We start from the raw sequence: 19,732 nt of genomic DNA on the forward strand, positions 1-19,732 counted from the left end.
CGCGACACTGGCAGTGTCGAGGTGGGGAGTTCGAGTCTCCCATGCTCCACATAGGAGACTGCGGTTCTTAACGTAAAATTTTGTGCCGCGTTCATATAGCAAATATATTTTATTAATGCTAATATTACGTAAATCCATAAAAATTTTATATATTTTCAGGAGGGCGTTAACGAATGGCAATAAGTCTATACAAGGGTCAAAAAGTTGACTTAACAAAGGGGAATCCGGGACTCTCCCGCTTGCTTGTCGGACTCGGCTGGGACACTAATAAATATAAAGGCGGGGCAGATTTTGATCTTGACGCGGCGGCATTTCTGCTCGGTTCGGACGGTAAAGTTACGAATGATATGGATTTCGTGTTCTATAATAATTTAAAGCACTATTCAGGAGCTGTGACTCATACGGGCGACAATTTAACAGGAGAAGGAGAAGGCGACGACGAAGTTATAAAAGTTGACCTCTCAAGAGTCCCCCCTATTATCAGCAAGATTACTTTTACAGTTACTATTCACGAGGCAGAACAGAGAAGACAGAATTTCGGCCAAGTTTCTAATGCTTATATTCACATTTTAGACGAGGCAAATAATAAAGAGTTAATACGCTATGATTTAGGAGAAGATTTCTCGGTTGAGACTGCTGTTGTTGTCGGTGAGATTTTCAGGAGCGGCTCAGACTGGAAATTTAACGCAATAGGTTCAGGCTATAAAGGCGGCTTGCGTGCTTTGTGCTTAGATTTCGGAGTAAACGTCTAAATGGATATACAAAGGGGATTCAGGGATAAGCTCGAAAAATATTTAAATCCTGCTAATATTTTTGATGTAGATATGAGCATATCGGGCGGCTCTGTCTATGATTTTTCCTGCTTCGGTGTTGACTCAAATAATAAGCTTTCTGATGATAGATACATGATATTCTATAATCAAAAGAGTTCGCCGAACAACGAGATAAAATATTCGTCTTACAATAACGGCGCAAAATTCAGCGTAAATCTTTCAAATCTGCCTGAGTCAATAAATAAACTTGTTTTCACGGCAAATATAGACGGCACCGGCACAATGAACGAAATAAAATCACACTCATTAATTATTAATTACCGCAATGAGCCCGTATTAATATGACTCTCACCGGCCAAGACTTTAATAATGAGCGCGCAATAATATCAATAGAAATTTACAGGAAAGACGGCTGGAGAATTGCAGCAATTGCTAACGGTTTTAACGGCGGATTAGGCGATTTATTAAAATTTTACGGCGGTCAAGAGATAAAATCAGAAAGTAAAGCACCTGAAGCACCCCGCAAACCCGTAGAACTCCGCAAAGGCCAGAAAGTAAATCTTGAGAAGAAAACTCCCGTACTGGGCGAAATCTCCATAAATCTTAACTGGCATCAAGGCACAAAATCGGGCGGCTTGTTTTCCATGTTTTCGTCAAAGTCTGAAGCTATAGATTTAGATTTAGGCTGCTTATTTGAGCTTAAAAACGGTCTAAAAGGTTCAGTTCAGGCACTGGGAGAAACTTTTGGAAGTCTTGATAATGTCCCGTATATTGCACTTGACGGCGATGACAGAACAGGAGCAAGCGAGGGCGGGGAGACTCTGAGAATCAACGGCGCAAAAATTTCACAGATAAAAAGAGTCTTGATTTACACGTTCATTTATGAAGGTATTGCTAACTGGCGCGAGGCTGATGGAGTAGTTACTGTTAAATGTCCCGGCAGTAATGATATTATCGTAAGAATGGACGAATATGACACCCGTAAAGGAATGTGCGCTATTGCAATGCTCGAAAACGTAAATAATGAAACTTTCAGCGTTGAAAAGCTCGTTAAATTCTTTGACGGCCACGTAGACATGGATAATAATTATAAGTGGGGACTCAGATGGGTTCACGGTACTAAATAAAATAATTTAATGAACACAAACGAAATTAATCAGCAAACTCTACAAGAAAAATTTGACGCTGATAAATCAAATGAATTTAATTTGTCACCCGGCGAATATCAGGGAGCTTTGAAAATTTCCCGGCCTTGTGTAATAAACGGTAACGGATCGACTCTATGGGCAAAACTCGGACCCGTCATATTAGTTAAATCGCCCGGAGTCGTTATAAAAAATTTACGCGTGGAAATCACAGAAGATGCCTCAACCCCTGAAGAGAAGACAGCAATAAAAACTATTTCGCCGGATACTAAATTAATTAATATAGAAGTCTCAGGAGATATTAAAGGCTTCCCGAACGAGCCTGACGCTTGGAATTTGCCGAGAATTATAAAATTAGGCAGTTTTGCAGCAGACAAAGCTAATTCTATAGCAGTAAATATTAACGCAGCTTCTGACTGTGAAATCGTGAATAACATCAAAGATACAAAAATTTTGCCGGAAAAACTCGCAAAAGGCAGCAATAAATTAATTATAAATATTTCAGCACTTAAAGATAACACGATTTTATACGGAAATATTTTCATTAAGACTCTAGTAACACGCAGAATTTATATCACCGGCCGATCTGTAAAGGGAGCTAAAGAATTTCATGACACGCCGGCACCTCCTGCTCCGCCTGCAAAAATTTCACCTGCATTTGAACTCGCAAAACGCGGTCAGAGATTTTCACTTGACTCGATTAAAGACGGCATAATAACAATAGAATTTACTCAAGACTCAATCAAGAAAGATTTTGACCTTGATGCATATATTTTCATGCTCAGATCAGATAATAAAGTGAGATCCGACGATGATTTAATTTTCTGGGGGAGTCAAGTTCAGAATCAAGCAATAAAGCTCGATAAGACAAAAATATTTATATCGCCCTCAAAAGTTGATCCTGAAATTGAAAAAATTTCCGTATGTTTCTCGATCTACGGCGATAACCCCGCGCAAAATTTTTCACTCTCAATCAATCCCGCAGTGAATATTTACGCGAATAATAAAAATTTTTGCAGGTTTGAATTTGACTCGCTCAATATCGAGAAATCTATAATTGCACTTGAGCTTTACAGGTATAATGGCAGCTGGAAAATTAATTTTGTCGGTGCAGGCTGGAAAAATGGATTAAAGCAGCTTTGTGAAAATTTCGGGCTGGAAGTCATGAATAATTAAAGAATTTATATTTTATATATTATATTTATGTATTGTATTATTATGAAAGGAGATTAATTTTTTATCATGTCAGACTATGTAAGAAGATTACCAGTTTATTTATTGCTTGATTGTTCGGGCTCTATGCTCGGCGCACCCATTGAGGCAGTAAAACAGGGAATCAAGACGCTTTTATCAGAACTCAAAGGAGACCCTCAAGCACTTGAGACGGCTTATTTATCAGTCATAACGTTTGAAAGCACAGCACAGCAAGTAGTACCATTGACGGAATTAATGCAATTTCAGGAGCCTAATTTGAACGCGGGCGGAATGACTGCACTTGGGGGAGCACTAAATGTATTAATGGACTGCATAAAAAACGAAGTCCGCAAATCTACAGAGAATCAAAAAGGGGACTGGCGGCCTATGGTCTTTATTATGACTGACGGCTATCCAACTGATGATAACGAATTAAACGCGGCGATATCAAAGCTTAAATCAATGAAGACTGCAAATATAATAGCTTGTTTATGCGGCGATGATGCTACACCCGATTTTTTACGGAAAATTACAGAGTGCGTCGTATGGATGAATCAAATTACTCCCGGAGCAATGGCGGCATTCTTTAAATGGGTATCAAGTTCTATCAAGATGACTTCTAGCAGCTTGAGCGCAAAACCGGGCGAAAATATACAGCTGCCTCCTCCTCCCAGCGGCTTTACGATTGTCCCATAAAAAAATAAAATTATGCCGGATTTAGTTAAAAATTTATATTTGGACTCAAAGCCTAAACAAGAGCCGGAAATAATTAAAAAAGTTTTTATCGCTATTGATAAGCCCGCAGAATCTCCCGCACCTGCTCCAAGCGCGAGTCCTGTTTTAGTTATTCCTGCTCCTAAGCCGTCAAGTGATAAAGAGAATCAAAGAATAATAAATCCTGTACTGCCAGCTCCTAAGCCTCTAAAAGATAAAGAAGTTACGGATAAGACAGCTTTATTATGGAAATATAACCCAGTCCCGGAGAATGAGCCGGAAGCTACTAAAGATTTTGTCTGCTGTACTCAAAAATTTTTAAACGGTGAATTCATTGCAGCAAGAGTCCGGGGCAAAAAGCATAAACATAACGGCACTAACTGTGATGACTGGTTCGAAATAGGCAGTGCGGGACAAATAGTTTTTGCTGCTGTATCAGACGGGGCAGGCTCTAAGAGATTATCAAGAATAGGCGCAAAATATTCGTGTCAATCAGCTGTCTATAACATGAGACAAGAATTTAATAAATTGCATCTTAGCGCAAATCCGCCGTTATTAGACTCGTCATCGCCTGACTTCTCGGAACTCGCAAAAAATGAATACGGAAAATTTATTGATATAGTAAAAAACTCTGTGAAAGCTGCGAATCAATCCGTAAAATTTCACGCTCAATCATGCGCGGCTGATCCTGATTACTGCGATTTGCTTGGCCGTGAACCTGAGCTAAAAGATTTCTCGGCTACTTTGCTTGTTGCTGCATTTATTCCATTAGGTGATGACGGTGCTGATAAACTTGTCATAACTTGTCAAATAGGCGACGGAATGATGGCACTTCTCAAGACTTCCGGCGAATATGATAAATCACTGCGCTTAATGGGAGATCCCGACACCGGCGAATTTTCCGGAGAAACAGATTTCTTGACTTCATTGACTGATGACATGTTAGACCGTAAAACAAAAATTGCTTTTTCCGACGCTGATTTATTTTTCATGATGTCCGACGGAGTTGCAGATGACTACTTCCCGAATAATCCTGAGATAATAAGGCTGTATTATGATTTGATTCTTAACAGCGTTCTCGACGGCGTGAAAATTACTGAGATGCCTTTAACTGCCGATGAAATCAATATAGCGAGAAAATTATTATATGAGCCGAATTTGACGGATTCTGATTCACAAAAATTAAACGCGCTGAGAAGTGATTACGAGAAAAAGCACCGCCCTGAAAAAATGTTGAAGAGCCTAGCAATATCATATCCTGCATTAACAGCAAATAATCAGAATCAAAGCGTGAAAATCCCTATTCAATATACAAATCGAATTTGTGAAGGTCTAAGCGCAATGCAAAAACGCAAAGTAACTATTAAAGATTTATGGAGCGTCAAAGATAGAGAGATTTTATCCCGAATCAGAAATAACCCGGATCCGAATTTAACGGAAAAAGAAAAAATTTTAGCATTATGGCTCGATAATTACACCGTGAGAAGTTCTGCCGATGATAGGACGCTCGTAATAATTAAATTTTCCAACGGAGAAATTAAATCATGAGCACTAATATAGCCGAAGCAATTTTATCAGACGGCACTAAATTGCCATATGTCGTAAACGATGACCCACCTAGAGGCGGAATGAAATATACTTATTTTGCTCCTGATAAATCATACGTCGTGCAATTCTTTAATAATCCCGCGGAAATAGCAAAGACTAATATCAAGAGCAGACTCGAGGCAATTATAGGCAAATATAACCCGACCCGTGCAGCTCAAGACGGGGGCGCGCAAGGAAATACACAACAAACAGCTAAATATTTTGCGAGTAAATTCTGCTGGCCGACTGCTATAATAAAATCGCCTGAATTCGGTATAGTATGCCCGACTTATCCCGGAAATTTTTTCTTTAGTGATACTTCTTCAGCCAAATTACCGCTAAATGGCCGGGACAAGAAAAGCAACTGGTTTACTTCTAAGAATCGCAAATATTTAAATCCGTCTGAGCTGGGCGATTTTCGATCAATGCTGCAAATAGCTATAATTCTTGCCCGTTCTATAAGACGTATGCATCAAGCCGGATTATCGCATTCTGATTTATCATGCAATAATGTATTAATAGATCCACGCTCAGGAACTTGCATAATAATTGATATAGACTCGCTTGTTGTGCCGGGGTTATTTCCGCCTGAAGTAGCAGGGACTCCGAAATATATAGCTCCTGAAGTACTTGAGACGACTTCACTGTCATTTAATGATAAAGCGAAAAAATTGCCGTGTGCTTATACAGATCTGCACGCTATGGCCGTATTAATTTATGAATATTTCTTTATGCGTCACCCATTGAGCGGCCCTAAAGTGTTTTCTAAGGCAAGTGCTGAAGAAGATGATTTCTTAGGTTTTGGCTCAAAGGCTTTATTTATCGAGAATCCTCATGATACTTCTAACCGGCCTAAAGATTTAAAGCTTACTATTAAAGATTTCGGCCCAAGTCTCGAAAAATTATTTTTGCGGGCATTTGTTGACGGTTTGCACAATCCTAACGCGCGGCCGGCTGCTATGGAATGGGAGAAGGCTTTGACTCAAGCGTGGGACTTATTACAGCCGTGTACAAATCCTAAATGCAGTGCTAAATGGTTTATTCTGCATGATCCGTGTAAACCTGTTTGTCCGTTCTGCGGTCATAAAGTCAATAATCATGATTTTATACGTCTTCAGCTTAAAAGCAACTTACGCGGAAATTCTGCACAGTGGCGGCCTGCTCAAGAAATTAACGTTTATGACGGTCTGCCTTTATTTGAGTGGCACATATTCCCGAATATTTACCCCGACGAGAAAGCAAACCGCGATTTAATGGCATATGTCCGCAAAGTAAATAATCAATGGCTGCTCATAAATCACAGTGTACAAGGTATGAAATCCCCCGGAGGCAATCTAGTACCTTCGGGGCAAGCGATTTTATTGAATAATGGAGCCGTTTTCCTTGCGTCTGATTCTCATAGGGGCGGCTATCTCGTTGAAGTCAAATCTTGAAATCATAAAGTGTCCAGCAAACTTGCTATAATTTCTGCTGCCTCTCCCCTCGTTATGCCGGTGAAATTCTGAATATTGATTTTACGGCCGGCGAGGGCGTTTATTTTCTCGGCAATTTTCGCGAACTCTTCAGCACTGATTATATCTTCAGCTCCGAAAATATTTATATCTTTAGGCTGCATTAAGTCATAAAGGCTCACTATTTGAATATTAGCAAATCTTTTATCATTTTCCGGAACGTCTGAATAATTACAGAGTGATAATTTTACGCCTGATTTCAATAATTCGCGCTGTACTTGTATAGCTTTTACTTCACGGGGCTGAATTTTTTGACTCACTGCGAGTGCTGCGAGGACTCCGGCGGCCTGTCCTGTCATCATTGTTATAGGCTGAACTCTTAACGCTCCTGATACGAGTCTTGACATTGATAAATTTTTTTCTGCTGCGATTAGTCCGTCAACTTTAGCGGGAATTAATATACTTAATGGGATCTGGAAATTTCCGACCGGTTTATGACTCGTTATAAATTCGCGCTTCTCGTCTAAATCCATATCTGAATCAGAGTCGGCCAAGTGCAGATCTAAATCATATCGCCCGATTGCTATAGCGTCATTAAATTCATTATTGCCGTTGTCGCCGTGATAACTCAAAGAGTTTCGATATAATTCTTCAGATGTAAGAGTATGAACACCTATAATGCGCCGTGATTCTCGAACATATGGGACGGGGGGTAAATGCCGGGCTATTTCCTGCCATTCTAAGGGCAAATCTTTAGCACATTCTGGGAGCTCGTTATATTCGTTGTCATCGACTGACCAGTTTTCGCCGAGTTCATTCTGAATATAATATATAAAATGTAGAGTCTTTATTAATGCGTCGCGTTCGACTCGTTTTCTCAAATTCAAGTCCGTTAAATATTCGACTGGGAGTCCGTATTGTCCGCGCCATTTATATTGTCCGGGGTAATCATTAGCCCAGTTCACGCAAGTTTTTGTAATGAGTTCCGGCTGTTCTGCGTCATAATTTCCGGGCAAAAATGAGTCCGGGAGTCCTCTATATGCATTATGAGTTATGAAATTTACAGGCGGTTTAACTGGGTAGACTCCTTCAAAGCCTGCTGCATCCTTAGAAACATAATTCTCATAGTTCCATTTTGCTGAATCATAACCGGGCAAAGGATTCAAAGGCTTTAAATTTGCGGGGATTCCTCCGGGATATTTGCGGATTATTGCCGTCCACGTTATATCTTGAATCATTGCGGGGCCTGCTCTGAATTCTGCGCCGGACATTGCTAGAACATCGCCGTATTCGCTAGCGTCAATTAAAATTTTGCATGATATATTTTTCCTGCCTTCAGGTGTCTGAATAATTACGCCTCTTACGCATAAAGTCTCGTTCAAATTTTCGCCCGATATAGATATAATTTTTTCTGTCAATACGCCTATAATCTGCGATTTATAAATTATATCGGGTTCGTCTTCTCCGCCGGCCATGAGTGATAAAATTTTCATTGCAACATGAGGCTCAATAGCTTTATTGCTTTTCTCCCAGTAACATGTCCCGATTGATTTGCCCCGGCTTGTGTAATATTCTTCAGCCCGCGTGATAAATTCTGCATATAAGCCGCTTGCTTGGCCGCTTAGATCGTCCATAGTAGAGACTCCGGCCGCAGTCATTTGTCCGCCTAATAAATTAGTAGGTTCGACAATTAAGACACTTGCTCCCATTTTTGAAGCCTGAATACCTGCACAAATTCCGCCCGTTCCTGCTCCTGCGATTATAATATCGTAGTCATCACGCAAATTATCAGCTAAAACGGGACTCGCTGCCAACGCACTAATAAATAAAGCAAGTAAAAATTTTCGCATAATCTACACCCTTTCTGTTACAATTTTGAAGCCTTCACGTGTGAGTCTTTCTTTGATTGCGTTAATCTGTTCGTTATTCAAAGTCTCAAGTGCCAATTTAAGAAAACAGCTAGTTATTGCCATGTTAGTATCTCCGTGATCATAATAGACTGATACGACATTTGCGCCGCACTCGGCAATAATTCTTGATACGTCCTGCAACTGCCCTGGCTTGTCGATTAATTGAATGGTGAGATTTATATTTCGTCCTGTCATCATCATGCCGCGCGTTATGACTCGCGATAAAATATTTACGTCAATATTTCCGCCCGATATTACACAGACAGTTTTCTTGCCTTCAACGGGTAATTTATGGAACATTTCAGCAGCTACACTGACAGCCCCGGCACCTTCTGCGATTAATTTCTGCTTCTCGATTAATTCAAGAATGGCCGCCGCGATTTCGTCTTCTGATACGCAGACAATATCATCTACATAATTCGAGATTATATTAAAAGTGTTTTCGCCGGGACTCTTTACTGCTATACCGTCGGCAAATGTAGATACACTTTCTAGTATTTCGCGGTTATGTGCCCTGAATGAATTATACATACTGGGTGCGCCTGCTGCCTGGACTCCATAAATTTTTACATCAGTTTTGAGTGATTTAATAGCAAACGCCACGCCTGAAATCAGCCCGCCGCCTCCTATGGGAACTATTACGGCCCCAACGTCTTCTAACTGGTCAAGAATTTCAAGCCCTATAGTTGCCTGACCTGCTATAACAAAATCGTCGTCATATGGGTGTATGAAAGTCGCTCCGGTCTCGTTTACAAGCTGGACGGCCCTGTCGTGTGCATCGTCGTAAGTGCCTTTAACGAGTTCTACATTTGCACCGAGTTTCTTTGTGCTGTCTACTTTCATGACTGGCGCGCTGTCCGGCATACAAATTGTTGAAGTTATACCTTTGCGGGCTGCTGACATTGCCACTCCCTGAGCGTGATTCCCTGCTGAACATGCAACTATTCCGCGTGATTTCTCCTCGTCCGATAATTGAGAGATTTTATAATACGCGCCTCGTAACTTGAAGCTCCCAGTTACCTGCAAATTTTCAGTCTTGAGATAAAGATTTTCGCTGATTTTGGGAGCTGCTATTAAATCCGTCTTTCTTGCGCATTCACGTAATATATAAGCCGCGTGATAAACTTTATCGAGTGTTAGCAAAATTTATTCCTTCTTTATTATTAATATTGCCTAATTATAAAGTAAATTTGCTTTGAATGAATAAAATTTTTTGAGTTCGTGATAAGAATTAAGAAATAAAGAAATCCCCCCCGCAGCCTGAATCACTACGAGGGGATAATATTTTATTAATAATTAATATGCTGACTGTACAAATTTAAGCACTGCCTTGTCCTTGCCTGCTTGAATCGTGATATATCCTGTTCTTGTTTTGCCCGTATTATTCGGCGTTACTGTGTAGTAAAAATCTACTCCCGCAACTTGGCCGCCTGAAGTTGATTCAAGTTCTATCCAGTTTACATCAGCTTTTGCCGTCCAGTTCTCATCAGTGTATAGTTTCGTCGAGTATAATTTGCCTTCTTTGCCGCCATCGGTTGAATTATCAGTAAGTGCGATTCTCGGAGGTCTGGGAAGAGTTATATTTACAAAGTTGCCCGAATGAGTTACTGCGCACCAATATTTAGGATAACCTAATATCCAGCTGTCATGACACCATGCGAAACCTTCATACCAAAGAGCGCGCCCCTTAATCATGAAATTTCGAGATGTTGAAGCCCAAATTGACTCAGTCCTCAAAGTTACAGAAGATTTTGCAGCCGTTGAAATTATCCATCCGCCGTCAGCAAACCCCGGATAATCAACATCTAGCAGCCATCTAGCAAGCCAGCTGCCGTTCGGCTTGGGTATTACTTCATAGTCTTGTCCCTGCCATGTCGTTGCGCTTGTATGACTCACTGATGCAGAAAATGAACTAGTTGCATCCGCAGCAAGTGCATTATTTTGTGTTCCGCCTTTGAACGATACCCCGCCGGTGAGACTCCAGCCCTTAGTGTCAGTATAGCTCTTATTTTTATTTACTGTCTGATCAGGCATATAATATACATGATCCCCGAATTTATAAACACGTTCAATGCTGGTAAATAGTCCGCTCGTTGCTCCGAGAATCACAGCGTAATTATAAGCTCCTGACCCGGGGATTTCTTTGCGAGTATATGTACCTTCATCTGCTGCTATAACGAGGCTTTGAGGCTGGGTATTAGCTCGGCTCATTATCAAGAAATAATCACAGTGATTCTTGAATGAGTGAAAACTTATCGCCCTATATTGTGAAAAAGTATTCCGGCTTATCTTGAACCCGCTCCAATATTTATTGAGTAATCTCTCATTATCAAAGTCGCATTTATCAGCAAAAACCTTAAAATTATTATTATTCTTGCCGAACTTGTTATAATAATCAGCAAATGACCATGAAACATTATCGGCCTTAGTAGTAGTTAATCCTGTTACAAGTTTTTGAATGTCTTCTGTAGTGTTCGCAGCAGTCTTTAATTTTGCCGTCAAAGTTCTCATATCATCGGCCGCGCTTTGAATTTCAGAGTCTAAACTATTCGCCCATATAAATAAATTTTCTACTCTTGAAATATGTAAATCGGCCTCTATTTCTTCAGGAGTCAACGGTGTAATATTGTCGGAGTCGTCCCCTGTGTGATCTCCGCTGATAGATATATCATTGCTGTAAATGTCAGGAGATTTTATTAATAAGTCGTCGCTTAATTCTTGAAAGTCTAGCATTTCACCGTAATTTGTATCACTGTCATCTACATATACAAAAGTGTGAGGCATTCCATCGGGTAAATATCTTAATGCTGCGGCTATAATCTCAAAATGAGGGTCTTTAGCGTCAACTACCGGCTCTGATAAGCAGTTATTATGATATTCGCTCAAAAGTGTTTCTATAGCGTCAATGTCTGCTGAGTCGGGATAAACAGCTGCGAGAATTACCCCGTTTTTATGGGCATTGATGAGACTTTCATAAAATAATCCGCTGTTCTCTTCGGGAATATTTTTATCGGCATCACTGAAGAAAATCATATCTCTTGAAGTTAGTGACTCAATTACAGAAATTGCGCCTTCTATGTCTGCCAAGTCAAGTTTTTCTGTAATTTTGCCGGTTAAATATGGAGTCAAGTCGCTATTAATTAAGCGTGAGTCCGTCAAACTTCCTGCGATAACATAACGGGGACTTGATGGAGTCGGGGTGTCAGGTTCATACGGGACGAAATTATTGCTGCTTCCTCCACCGCAGCCGGCACTAACAATTACAAATAAAGCAAGTGCAATAATTAATACTCTATAAAAATTTTGCGATTCATGCTGTAAATTACCTCTCTAAATCATGAAAATTTTTAACACGAATTATATAAAACTTGTAGAAATTTTTAAATATTGATTCACACTGATAGAGACAAATATTTTTGCAGGAATTATATATATCATGCCTCACACATTAAGAAACACTCTCAAATTTTTAGACTCTGACTCTATAATAAATAAAATATTTACGCGCAAAAAGCATACACAGAATTTTATCTCACACTGATAGAGGGTAAATATTTTTGCAGGGAATTATATATATCATGCCTTACACATTAAGCACTCTCAAAATTTTAGACTCTGACTCTATAATAAATGCGCAAATTATATAGAAAATTTAAATCATGCCTCACACATTTAGCAAAAATAAAACTAGAGTAAAATATTCACACACGCATAATTATAAATGGGAGGAATCTAATAATTGATCAAAGAATTACGAGATTATCAAGTCCGTGCTATTCGAGAAACTTATAAATGGCTGGCAGCAAATAAAGGCAATCCCTGTGTAGTTGCTCCGACTGGATCGGGGAAGGCTTATATAATCGCAGGTTTCTGTGAAGACATATTAAAGCGCGACCCTAACAGGAAAATTTTAGTGTTATCTCACGTCAAAGAATTACTTGTACAGGACGCAGAAAAAATTACACTCGCTTGGCCTGAAGCACCGGTCGGAATCTACAGCGCAGGACTCGGCAGTAAACAGACAAATATTATTACAGTCGCGGGGATTCAATCAATCTGGAAAAAAGCAAATGAACTCGGACATATCGATATGATAATTGTAGACGAGGCTCATACGATTCAAAACGAGGACTCCGGCATGTATAGGACTCTAATTTCTGACCTCAAAAAAATAAATCCTTCAATGCGTATAATCGGACTCACTGCTACACCGTATAGACTCGGGCAGGGGTTATTAACTGAAGGCGACGAGGCAATTTTTGACGCTTTAATTGAACCTGTTACTATTTCCGAACTCGTGAAGCGGGGATTTCTGGCAAAATTGACTTCAACATTTACGGACCTGCAAATGAACGTAGACGGAGTCAAAAAAGTTCAGGGAGATTTTGAGAAGCGCGAACTTGAGAGTCGAGTCAACAGCGAGAATATTAATTCAAAAGTTGTAGAAGAGACAATCAGGCGTGCGGGAGATCGTACGGCGTGGCTGATTTTCTGCGTAAGTATCTCACATGCCGAGGCAATGCGCGACGAATTTATTTCACACGGAGTCAACGCGGCGGCAATCACTAGCAAGACTTCAAATGAAGAGAGAGCTAAAATTTTTGCTGACTTCAAAGCGGGCAAAATCAAAGCAGTTACAAATGTCGGAGTCGCTACTACAGGATTTGATTATCCTGATATTGACGTTATAGTAATGGCACGGCCGACTCTTTCACCGGGATTATATGCTCAAATGAGCGGGCGGGGCATGAGAGTCAAAAGCAAGGGCCATCATCAAGACTGCATTGTTTTAGATTTCGCGGGTAATATAATACGTCATGGGCCGGTTACGAAAATTATTCCACCTCGCAGAATGGTAAACAAAGCAAAAAAATTTACAAGTGAGAATATAGGCGAACTCTTTAAAATCTGCCCGAAATGTCATAAAGCAGCGTTAAAACGAGCACGGGAATGTCCGCACTGTAAATATCAATTTAAGGAATTGAGCGAGCTTAACACGACCGAAAATATTATGGAGATTGACGAGTCATTTAATGACGAGAACGAGAGAAAGCCGGCACTTGAAAGAATGAACGTTAAAAGCTGGTACTGGAAAGTTATATACTCGAAAAAAGAAAGTATCCCGATGTTAAGAGTCGATTTTTACAGTCAAGACTTAATGCAGGGGCCGAAACAATTATTTTTGCGTTTAATGCATGATGATGTTCAGAAAAATAAATCATATAGAAATCTCAAGAGTCTTTTACAGGGAGTCAGAGTCCCGCCTTTGGAAGAATTGAACAGTGCCCGGGCTTTGCATTATTTAGCGGACACTATTAACGAACATTATTCGCCGCCTTCTTATATCGAGTATAAACAGGACGGAAAATTTATAATTATTAATAACTGGGGCTGGGAAGATTAATAAAATTTTTGCGCGTGAAAAATTAAATATATAACAAAATTTTTAGCTGTGTGAGTGATTGCTGTTACTTGAAAAATTTAATATTTTTGTAGCTGTAAATGTAGCTGTAAAAGTGTTATATTTTCTCGTAAAAATTTGTGCATAAAATAAATTAGGAGTAATATAATTTGCTGTTTTTTTTGCGTTACGTGATATTATTTTAGCATTATTTATTTTATCAGGAGGGTTAGGAAAGTTGAATCTGCAAACCGATAAAGTGAAAGTCTCAAATACAGGCGAGGGCGTGCAGGAAGTATTAAAGCTCGCAGAAAATTTCGCAGTAACAATCGGTCTTAACAGCAAAAATTCTCTTAGGCTGCGTTTACTGACAGAAGAAGCAATCAGCATGTTAAAATCAGTAACAAAAGATTTTCAGGCCGATTTATGGTTTGAGCAGGACAATAACACTTGCAAATTATATCTTGAGGGCAAATCTTCAAATATGGACTACGGACAGCGCAAAAATATTCTCGAACTCTCAAGCACAGGCCAAAATACTGAAAGACTCGGCATAATGGACAAAGTAAGAGAAATCTTTGAGGCCGGAATGTACGGACTTGAAGAAAGTTTTAAGCTCCAAAACGAGTCAGGAGCAGGAAATTTCAATTACGGCGCACTGGGAATGTTAGACGCGGGAATGTCTGAAGCTGTTTATGCGTGGTCAATGCAGAAATATAAGGACGAAATCAACGCAGCCCGCGAAAAAAATCAGGATTCACAAACTGATGAGGCAGCCGACGAGCTTGAGAAATCAATTATTGCGAATTTGGCCGATGATGTTCAAGTCGGAATCACCCGCGATAGTGTAAAATTAGTTATCACTAAAAAATTTTAGTATGTATTTATTCAGGAGGTAAAATTTATCATGTTAATCAACAAAGAAGCAAAGGGCGACGAACTTATAATCGCAATCGACGGAAGACTCGACACAACAACAGCACCCCAGCTCGAGGCAGAAATTAATTCAGGTCTTGAAGGAGTTAAAACGCTCACAATGGACATGTCAAAACTTGTTTATATTTCTTCAGCGGGACTCAGAGTCTTACTCAAGGCACAAAAAATTATGAACAAGCAAGGCAAAATGACAGTAATTAACGTTAATCAGGAAATTAAAGAAATTTTCGAAGTAACAGGCTTTGATGAGTTACTCACTATTGAATAATAAATAAATGAAGCGCAGAAACACGACTCTTGACATAGCGCGGGGTCTGGGAATAATCATCGTCTGCATTTATCATATTGTATACAGGCCTGAAAAGGGTTTAGCTGACATGTTAATACTCTGCGGGATCTGGTTTATATTGCCGTTTTTCTTTGTCATATCAGGATATTTATACAAGCCTCATAGATATTCAATAAGTGATTATATAATTCACAGGGGTAAATCTTTATTAATTCCGACTCTGAAATATACGATAACATTATTGCTTTTATGGGGGCTTTACTGCGTAATAATTCACGGAGAAACTCTCAAAGAATGGGCGCGCGATATAGTATTAACTTATTTGAGGCCGGAATTCTACAGATTATTAATTTCTCCGGATGTCAACACCGACGGCCTTATATATGACATGATTTCTACAGTATGGTTTATGTGGACGATGATATTTTCTGCGCCTTTATTTTATGGATTTGTAGAATTCACGAACAAGAGAGCCGCAAATTTATTTATTGTCTGTGCAGTGTTAATAATTATCAGCACTCTTTTACACCCATATAGAGCAAAATTTTCATGGAGTCTGACTCTTGTTCCCGTTTATGCTGCAATTTCTTTGTGCGGTTCATTTATGAAGACTCATGATTTAGTGAGTAAATTTTTTGCTGGTAATTATAAATATATTCTTGCAGTAATCGCGGCAGTTATTCACGTGAAAATATTTTACAAGTTCGCTAGTTTCTGGGTATTCTCGAACGAAATCGGGAATTCAGCAGCCGGAAATTTTGCAGTGTTAATATTTTTCCTGCAGACATTTATCGGCGGTTATGCTTATATAGTGCTGTGTGAATTAATAAATAAACTCGGCTTTCTTGAAAAAATTTTAGCTTTTATCGGGCAAAACTCGTTAATGTTCATGTTCACACATAGAATTTTCTCGACAATTTTCGCTGACATAATCGGAGCACCCATAAAAAGCTGGGAATTCTGGTACGTGCCATTCACAGCTGAAGCATTTATAAAGAGTCTCGGCGGCTTTATTTTCGCAATGATAATGTGTTCGATTTTAGCTTTTATCAGCAATAAAAGGAGTGCGGCCAAGTTATAGAATTATGAAATTGAGATTTAGACGTAATATAGCAGTAGAAATTATTGCAGGTGTCGTGATAGTTCTTGCTGCATTGACTCTAATAATAAGCATAATCGGCTATTATGAATTTACCGGTGCAATACAGGATCAATACGCTGACAGTGCATATAATACGGCTCGGACTGCGCGGGCTATGTTGAGTCTTGCATTTGTCAAGAGCAGCAATTACACCGGGACAGAGTGGCAGCGTCAATATAACCGCGTAAAACTCGAATGGAACAGGCTGGCAGTGACTCAAGACGCTACATATATATATTTATTCAAGGCTTCAGGCGATCAATATCAAGACGTAACTTTTTTAGTGAACGTTGCCAACCCTAAATTTACGAAATTAGGCGCGTATTCTCCCGGACATTCTTTTACTCAGACTGACCCCGTATATTTAAATGCATTCAGTGAGATTTACAGGGATAATAATTTAAGATCAGAATTTGCCAGTTACAGGCCCGAAACTGAATATCAATCAGGAAATCATGTTACAGTCTTTGTGCCTATTTACGAGATTCGAGAGGGCAAGGGCAATATTTTAGGAGTTATAGGCGTTGAGAGGCGCATGGAAGATTTAGACTCTGCTCGGTGGTCATATTTATATGGGACTCTCAGGGCTGCGGGGATTTTATTATTATTCGTGTTAATTATTTACGGGCTTTATTTAAATCGCAACTTGTTAGCACCGATTCAAAAAATTGCGAAAGAAGCTACACGATTTGCAAGAAAGAATACTTTACCCGATGAGTCACTAAGCGCGAATATACGCACAAAAAATGAAATAGGCCAGTTAGCACGGACTATTGACTCAATGGAAAGCGATATAATTAATTATGTCGAGAATTTAACGCGTGTAACTCAAGAAAAAGAACAGATAAAAGCCGAGTTAAACGTCGCTACACAGATACAAGCCGACATGCTGCCTAAAGACTTCCCGAACCGCAAAGAATTTGAATTATACGCCGCAATGAAGCCGGCTAAAGAGGTCGGGGGCGATTTCTATGACTTCTTTATGATTGATGATAATCATATTGCCCTAGTCATGGCCGATGTATCAGGGAAGGGAGTCCCTGCTGCTTTGTTTATGGTAATTGCTAAGACTCTAATCAAGAATCGCGCGTTAATGGGCGGGAGTCCTTCTGAAATTTTAGGCGACGTAAATAATCAATTATGCGAGGGCAATGAGGCGGATTTATTTGTAACTGTCTGGCTTGGAATTCTTGAGATCTCAACGGGCAAAATCACAGCGTCAAACGCAGGCCACGAATACCCGGCAGTAAATAACGACAGCGCAAATTATGAACTCGTCAAGACAAAGCAAAGCCCGGCACTTGCCACTATGGAAGGAATTAAATTCAGGCAGTACGAAATTGATTTACACAAGGGCGAGAATCTTTATATTTACACTGATGGAGTAGCAGAGGCCACTAACATAAATGAAGAGTTATTCGGGACTGATAGAATGTTAGAGGCTTTGAATCAGACAAAAAATTTTAATGCAAGCGAGATTTTAACTTATATGAAGAAAACAGTTGACGATTTCACAGGAGAAGCCCCGCAATTTGATGATATAACTATGCTTTGCCTGCGATACTTTGGAGGTGATTAATTTATGAAGGAACTAGAAATAGCAGCCGATATAAATAATCTTGATGAAGTTCTTGCGTTTATAGATGCTGACTTAGAAGAGAATGACTGCCCGCCTAAGACTCAAATGCAGCTCGATGTAGCCATTGAAGAATTATTTGTGAATATAGCTCATTATTCAGGCTCGGAACGCGCAATAATTCAGACCGAGATAAATTCAGAAATTGCCTCTATAACTTTTATAGACAGCGGAGTTTATTATGATCCTCTAGCAAAACCCGATCCCGATGTAACACTCTCAGCAGAAGAACGGCAAATCGGCGGACTTGGTATATATCTCGTCAAAAAAAGCATGGACTCAATGAATTACGAGCGCAGGGACGATAAAAATATTTTGACGATTACTAAGAGGCTTTCATAAATGAGTAATAAATTTAGCATAAAACTTTCAGCAATGGGAGCATTAAAATTTTCACTCAATGGCAGACTTGACTCGAACACTGCGCAGGATTTCCTAAATGCCGTAATATCAAATATCGGCGATAAACAAAATGTCTCGATTATATTAGACTGTAAAGGACTCGTCTATGTTTCAAGCGCGGGGCTGCGTTCAATGCTCAATATCAAGAAAAAAACCGGCTCGCCCGTGATTTTGATAAACGTATTGCCGGAAGTATATAATATTCTCGAAGTAACGGGATTCACTGAAATTCTTGATGTCGCACAAATTAGGGAGGATTCTATATCGTCAGAAATTAAGGAACTTGACAAAATTGACGGTCAATTAATCGGCGAAAACGGCGGAGTCTCAATTTACAGGACAAATTCAGACGAGTTATTGAAATTATATCCTGAAAGCGTGAATCTCAATGATATAGAGAACGAGCTAAATTATACGAAAATTGCATTTCTAAGCGGAGTCCCGACTCTGATTTCATGTTATGTCGTGAAATTTAATAATAGATACGGGCTTGTTTACGAGATGCCGAACGCTAAGACAGCCGCCTCAATGATAAATTTTCAGCCTATGAATCTAAACACTTATGCGAAAAATATGGGATTCACTCTCAAGCAAATTCACTCGTGCGATATTCAAGAGGGTATTTTGCCGAAGACAAGCGATTTATATTTGGATTATCTCAAGCGGGTAAGTGCTTATTATAAACCTGATGAGATCTCAAAACTTGCTGAAATAATACGCGCCATTCCTGAAAAGAAATCTTTTATTTATGGGAATTATCACGCCGGGAATGTCTTTATTCAGAATGACGAGATAATATTATTAAACATGTCGGGCGTAAGTGTCGGCAACCCTTTATATGACCTCGCAAAAAGTTATATGATTAATGTTCTCGAGTCAGAAATTTTTGCGAAAACTTTAATGGGATTTGATGTTAATCGAGCCAGTATATTTTCACATGTCATGTTATGCGCTTATTTCGGTTCGGTAAATATCACGGAGCAGGAAAGAGTCATAAAAATGGGTGCTTCTCTGTGTTCGGCATTATTACCGGGAATGGGCAAATTTTCACCTGAACAAATAGCGAATTTTACAGCAAAGGCACGGGCAAATATTTTCACAAATTTTGATGAGTATATCAAGATTTTATCTAGCATAAATTTTTAAGGAGGCT

At 39.5% G+C, this 19,732-nt stretch carries 17 protein-coding genes; 14 read left to right on the forward strand and 3 right to left on the reverse strand.

Translation table 11 applies throughout. From position 1 onward, the window contains the following. Window positions 1-173: 173 nt before the first annotated feature. The 7 genes from IJS99_04145 to IJS99_04175 all read left to right on the forward strand — a co-directional run bounded on the left by IJS99_04145 (window position 174) and on the right by IJS99_04175 (window position 6,846). Window positions 174-752 carry a TerD family protein gene (locus tag IJS99_04145; GenBank protein ID MBQ7561016.1) on the forward strand — a complete coding sequence of 193 codons (579 nt, stop codon included), beginning with the start codon at window positions 174-176 and terminating at the stop codon, window positions 750-752. Then, window positions 753-1,118, forward strand: a complete 366-nt coding sequence (locus tag IJS99_04150; GenBank protein ID MBQ7561017.1) for a TerD family protein — start codon at window positions 753-755, stop codon at window positions 1,116-1,118. It abuts the gene before it with no gap. Beyond that, complete coding sequence (locus IJS99_04155) at window positions 1,115-1,900, forward strand: TerD family protein (GenBank protein ID MBQ7561018.1); 786 nt, start codon at window positions 1,115-1,117, stop codon at window positions 1,898-1,900. Before IJS99_04150 ends, IJS99_04155 begins: the two co-directional genes overlap by 4 nt. A 9-nt stretch (window positions 1,901-1,909) precedes the next feature. Next, on the forward strand, window positions 1,910-3,094 hold the full coding sequence (locus IJS99_04160; GenBank protein ID MBQ7561019.1) for a TerD family protein: 1,185 nt from the start codon (window positions 1,910-1,912) through the stop codon (window positions 3,092-3,094). A 66-nt stretch (window positions 3,095-3,160) separates the two neighbouring features. After that, complete coding sequence (locus IJS99_04165) at window positions 3,161-3,808, forward strand: VWA domain-containing protein (protein MBQ7561020.1); 648 nt, start codon at window positions 3,161-3,163, stop codon at window positions 3,806-3,808. Between the two features lie 12 nt (window positions 3,809-3,820). Beyond that, entirely contained in the window at window positions 3,821-5,374 is a 1,554-nt protein-coding gene (locus IJS99_04170) for a protein phosphatase 2C domain-containing protein (GenBank protein MBQ7561021.1), read from the forward strand. Continuing rightward, window positions 5,371-6,846 carry a hypothetical protein gene (locus tag IJS99_04175; GenBank protein MBQ7561022.1) on the forward strand — a complete coding sequence of 492 codons (1,476 nt, stop codon included), beginning with the start codon at window positions 5,371-5,373 and terminating at the stop codon, window positions 6,844-6,846. The genes IJS99_04170 and IJS99_04175 overlap by 4 nt, the downstream gene beginning before the upstream one ends. 2 nt (window positions 6,847-6,848) lie before the next feature. On the opposite strand, the gene IJS99_04180 is transcribed toward IJS99_04175, so the two are convergent. The 3 genes from IJS99_04180 to IJS99_04190 all read right to left on the reverse strand — a co-directional run bounded on the left by IJS99_04180 (window position 6,849) and on the right by IJS99_04190 (window position 11,933). After that, window positions 6,849-8,714 carry an FAD-dependent oxidoreductase gene (locus IJS99_04180; protein ID MBQ7561023.1) on the reverse strand — a complete coding sequence of 622 codons (1,866 nt, stop codon included), beginning with the start codon at window positions 8,712-8,714 and terminating at the stop codon, window positions 6,849-6,851. A gap of 3 nt (window positions 8,715-8,717) precedes the next feature. Beyond that, a complete protein-coding gene (locus tag IJS99_04185) occupies window positions 8,718-9,917 on the reverse strand; it encodes a threonine ammonia-lyase (GenBank protein MBQ7561024.1) in 1,200 nt (399 codons plus the stop codon). Window positions 9,918-10,070: 153 nt separating this feature from the next. Further along, window positions 10,071-11,933: a BACON domain-containing protein gene (locus IJS99_04190; GenBank protein MBQ7561025.1), complete on the reverse strand. Its 1,863-nt coding sequence runs from the start codon at window positions 11,931-11,933 to the stop codon at window positions 10,071-10,073. Between the two features lie 580 nt (window positions 11,934-12,513). On the opposite strand from IJS99_04190, the gene IJS99_04195 reads away from it, so the two are divergent. The 7 genes from IJS99_04195 to IJS99_04225 all read left to right on the forward strand — a co-directional run bounded on the left by IJS99_04195 (window position 12,514) and on the right by IJS99_04225 (window position 19,725). Beyond that, entirely contained in the window at window positions 12,514-14,178 is a 1,665-nt protein-coding gene (locus IJS99_04195; protein ID MBQ7561026.1) for a DEAD/DEAH box helicase, read from the forward strand. Window positions 14,179-14,413: 235 nt separating this feature from the next. Continuing rightward, on the forward strand, window positions 14,414-15,052 hold the full coding sequence (locus tag IJS99_04200) for a hypothetical protein (GenBank protein ID MBQ7561027.1): 639 nt from the start codon (window positions 14,414-14,416) through the stop codon (window positions 15,050-15,052). A gap of 30 nt (window positions 15,053-15,082) precedes the next feature. Beyond that, window positions 15,083-15,379 (forward strand): STAS domain-containing protein, encoded by a 297-nt coding sequence (locus IJS99_04205; GenBank protein MBQ7561028.1) that lies wholly within the window; start codon window positions 15,083-15,085, stop codon window positions 15,377-15,379. Window positions 15,380-15,386: 7 nt separating this feature from the next. Next, window positions 15,387-16,481, forward strand: a complete 1,095-nt coding sequence (locus tag IJS99_04210) for an acyltransferase family protein (GenBank protein ID MBQ7561029.1) — start codon at window positions 15,387-15,389, stop codon at window positions 16,479-16,481. Between the two features lie 4 nt (window positions 16,482-16,485). Further along, a complete protein-coding gene (locus tag IJS99_04215) occupies window positions 16,486-18,120 on the forward strand; it encodes a SpoIIE family protein phosphatase (protein ID MBQ7561030.1) in 1,635 nt (544 codons plus the stop codon). A gap of 3 nt (window positions 18,121-18,123) precedes the next feature. Beyond that, window positions 18,124-18,519: an ATP-binding protein gene (locus IJS99_04220; protein ID MBQ7561031.1), complete on the forward strand. Its 396-nt coding sequence runs from the start codon at window positions 18,124-18,126 to the stop codon at window positions 18,517-18,519. Next, complete coding sequence (locus IJS99_04225; protein MBQ7561032.1) at window positions 18,520-19,725, forward strand: STAS domain-containing protein; 1,206 nt, start codon at window positions 18,520-18,522, stop codon at window positions 19,723-19,725. Window positions 19,726-19,732: the final 7 nt, after the last annotated feature.

The organism is Synergistaceae bacterium (assembly GCA_017444345.1).
Classification (GTDB): domain Bacteria; phylum Synergistota; class Synergistia; order Synergistales; family Aminobacteriaceae; genus JAFUXM01.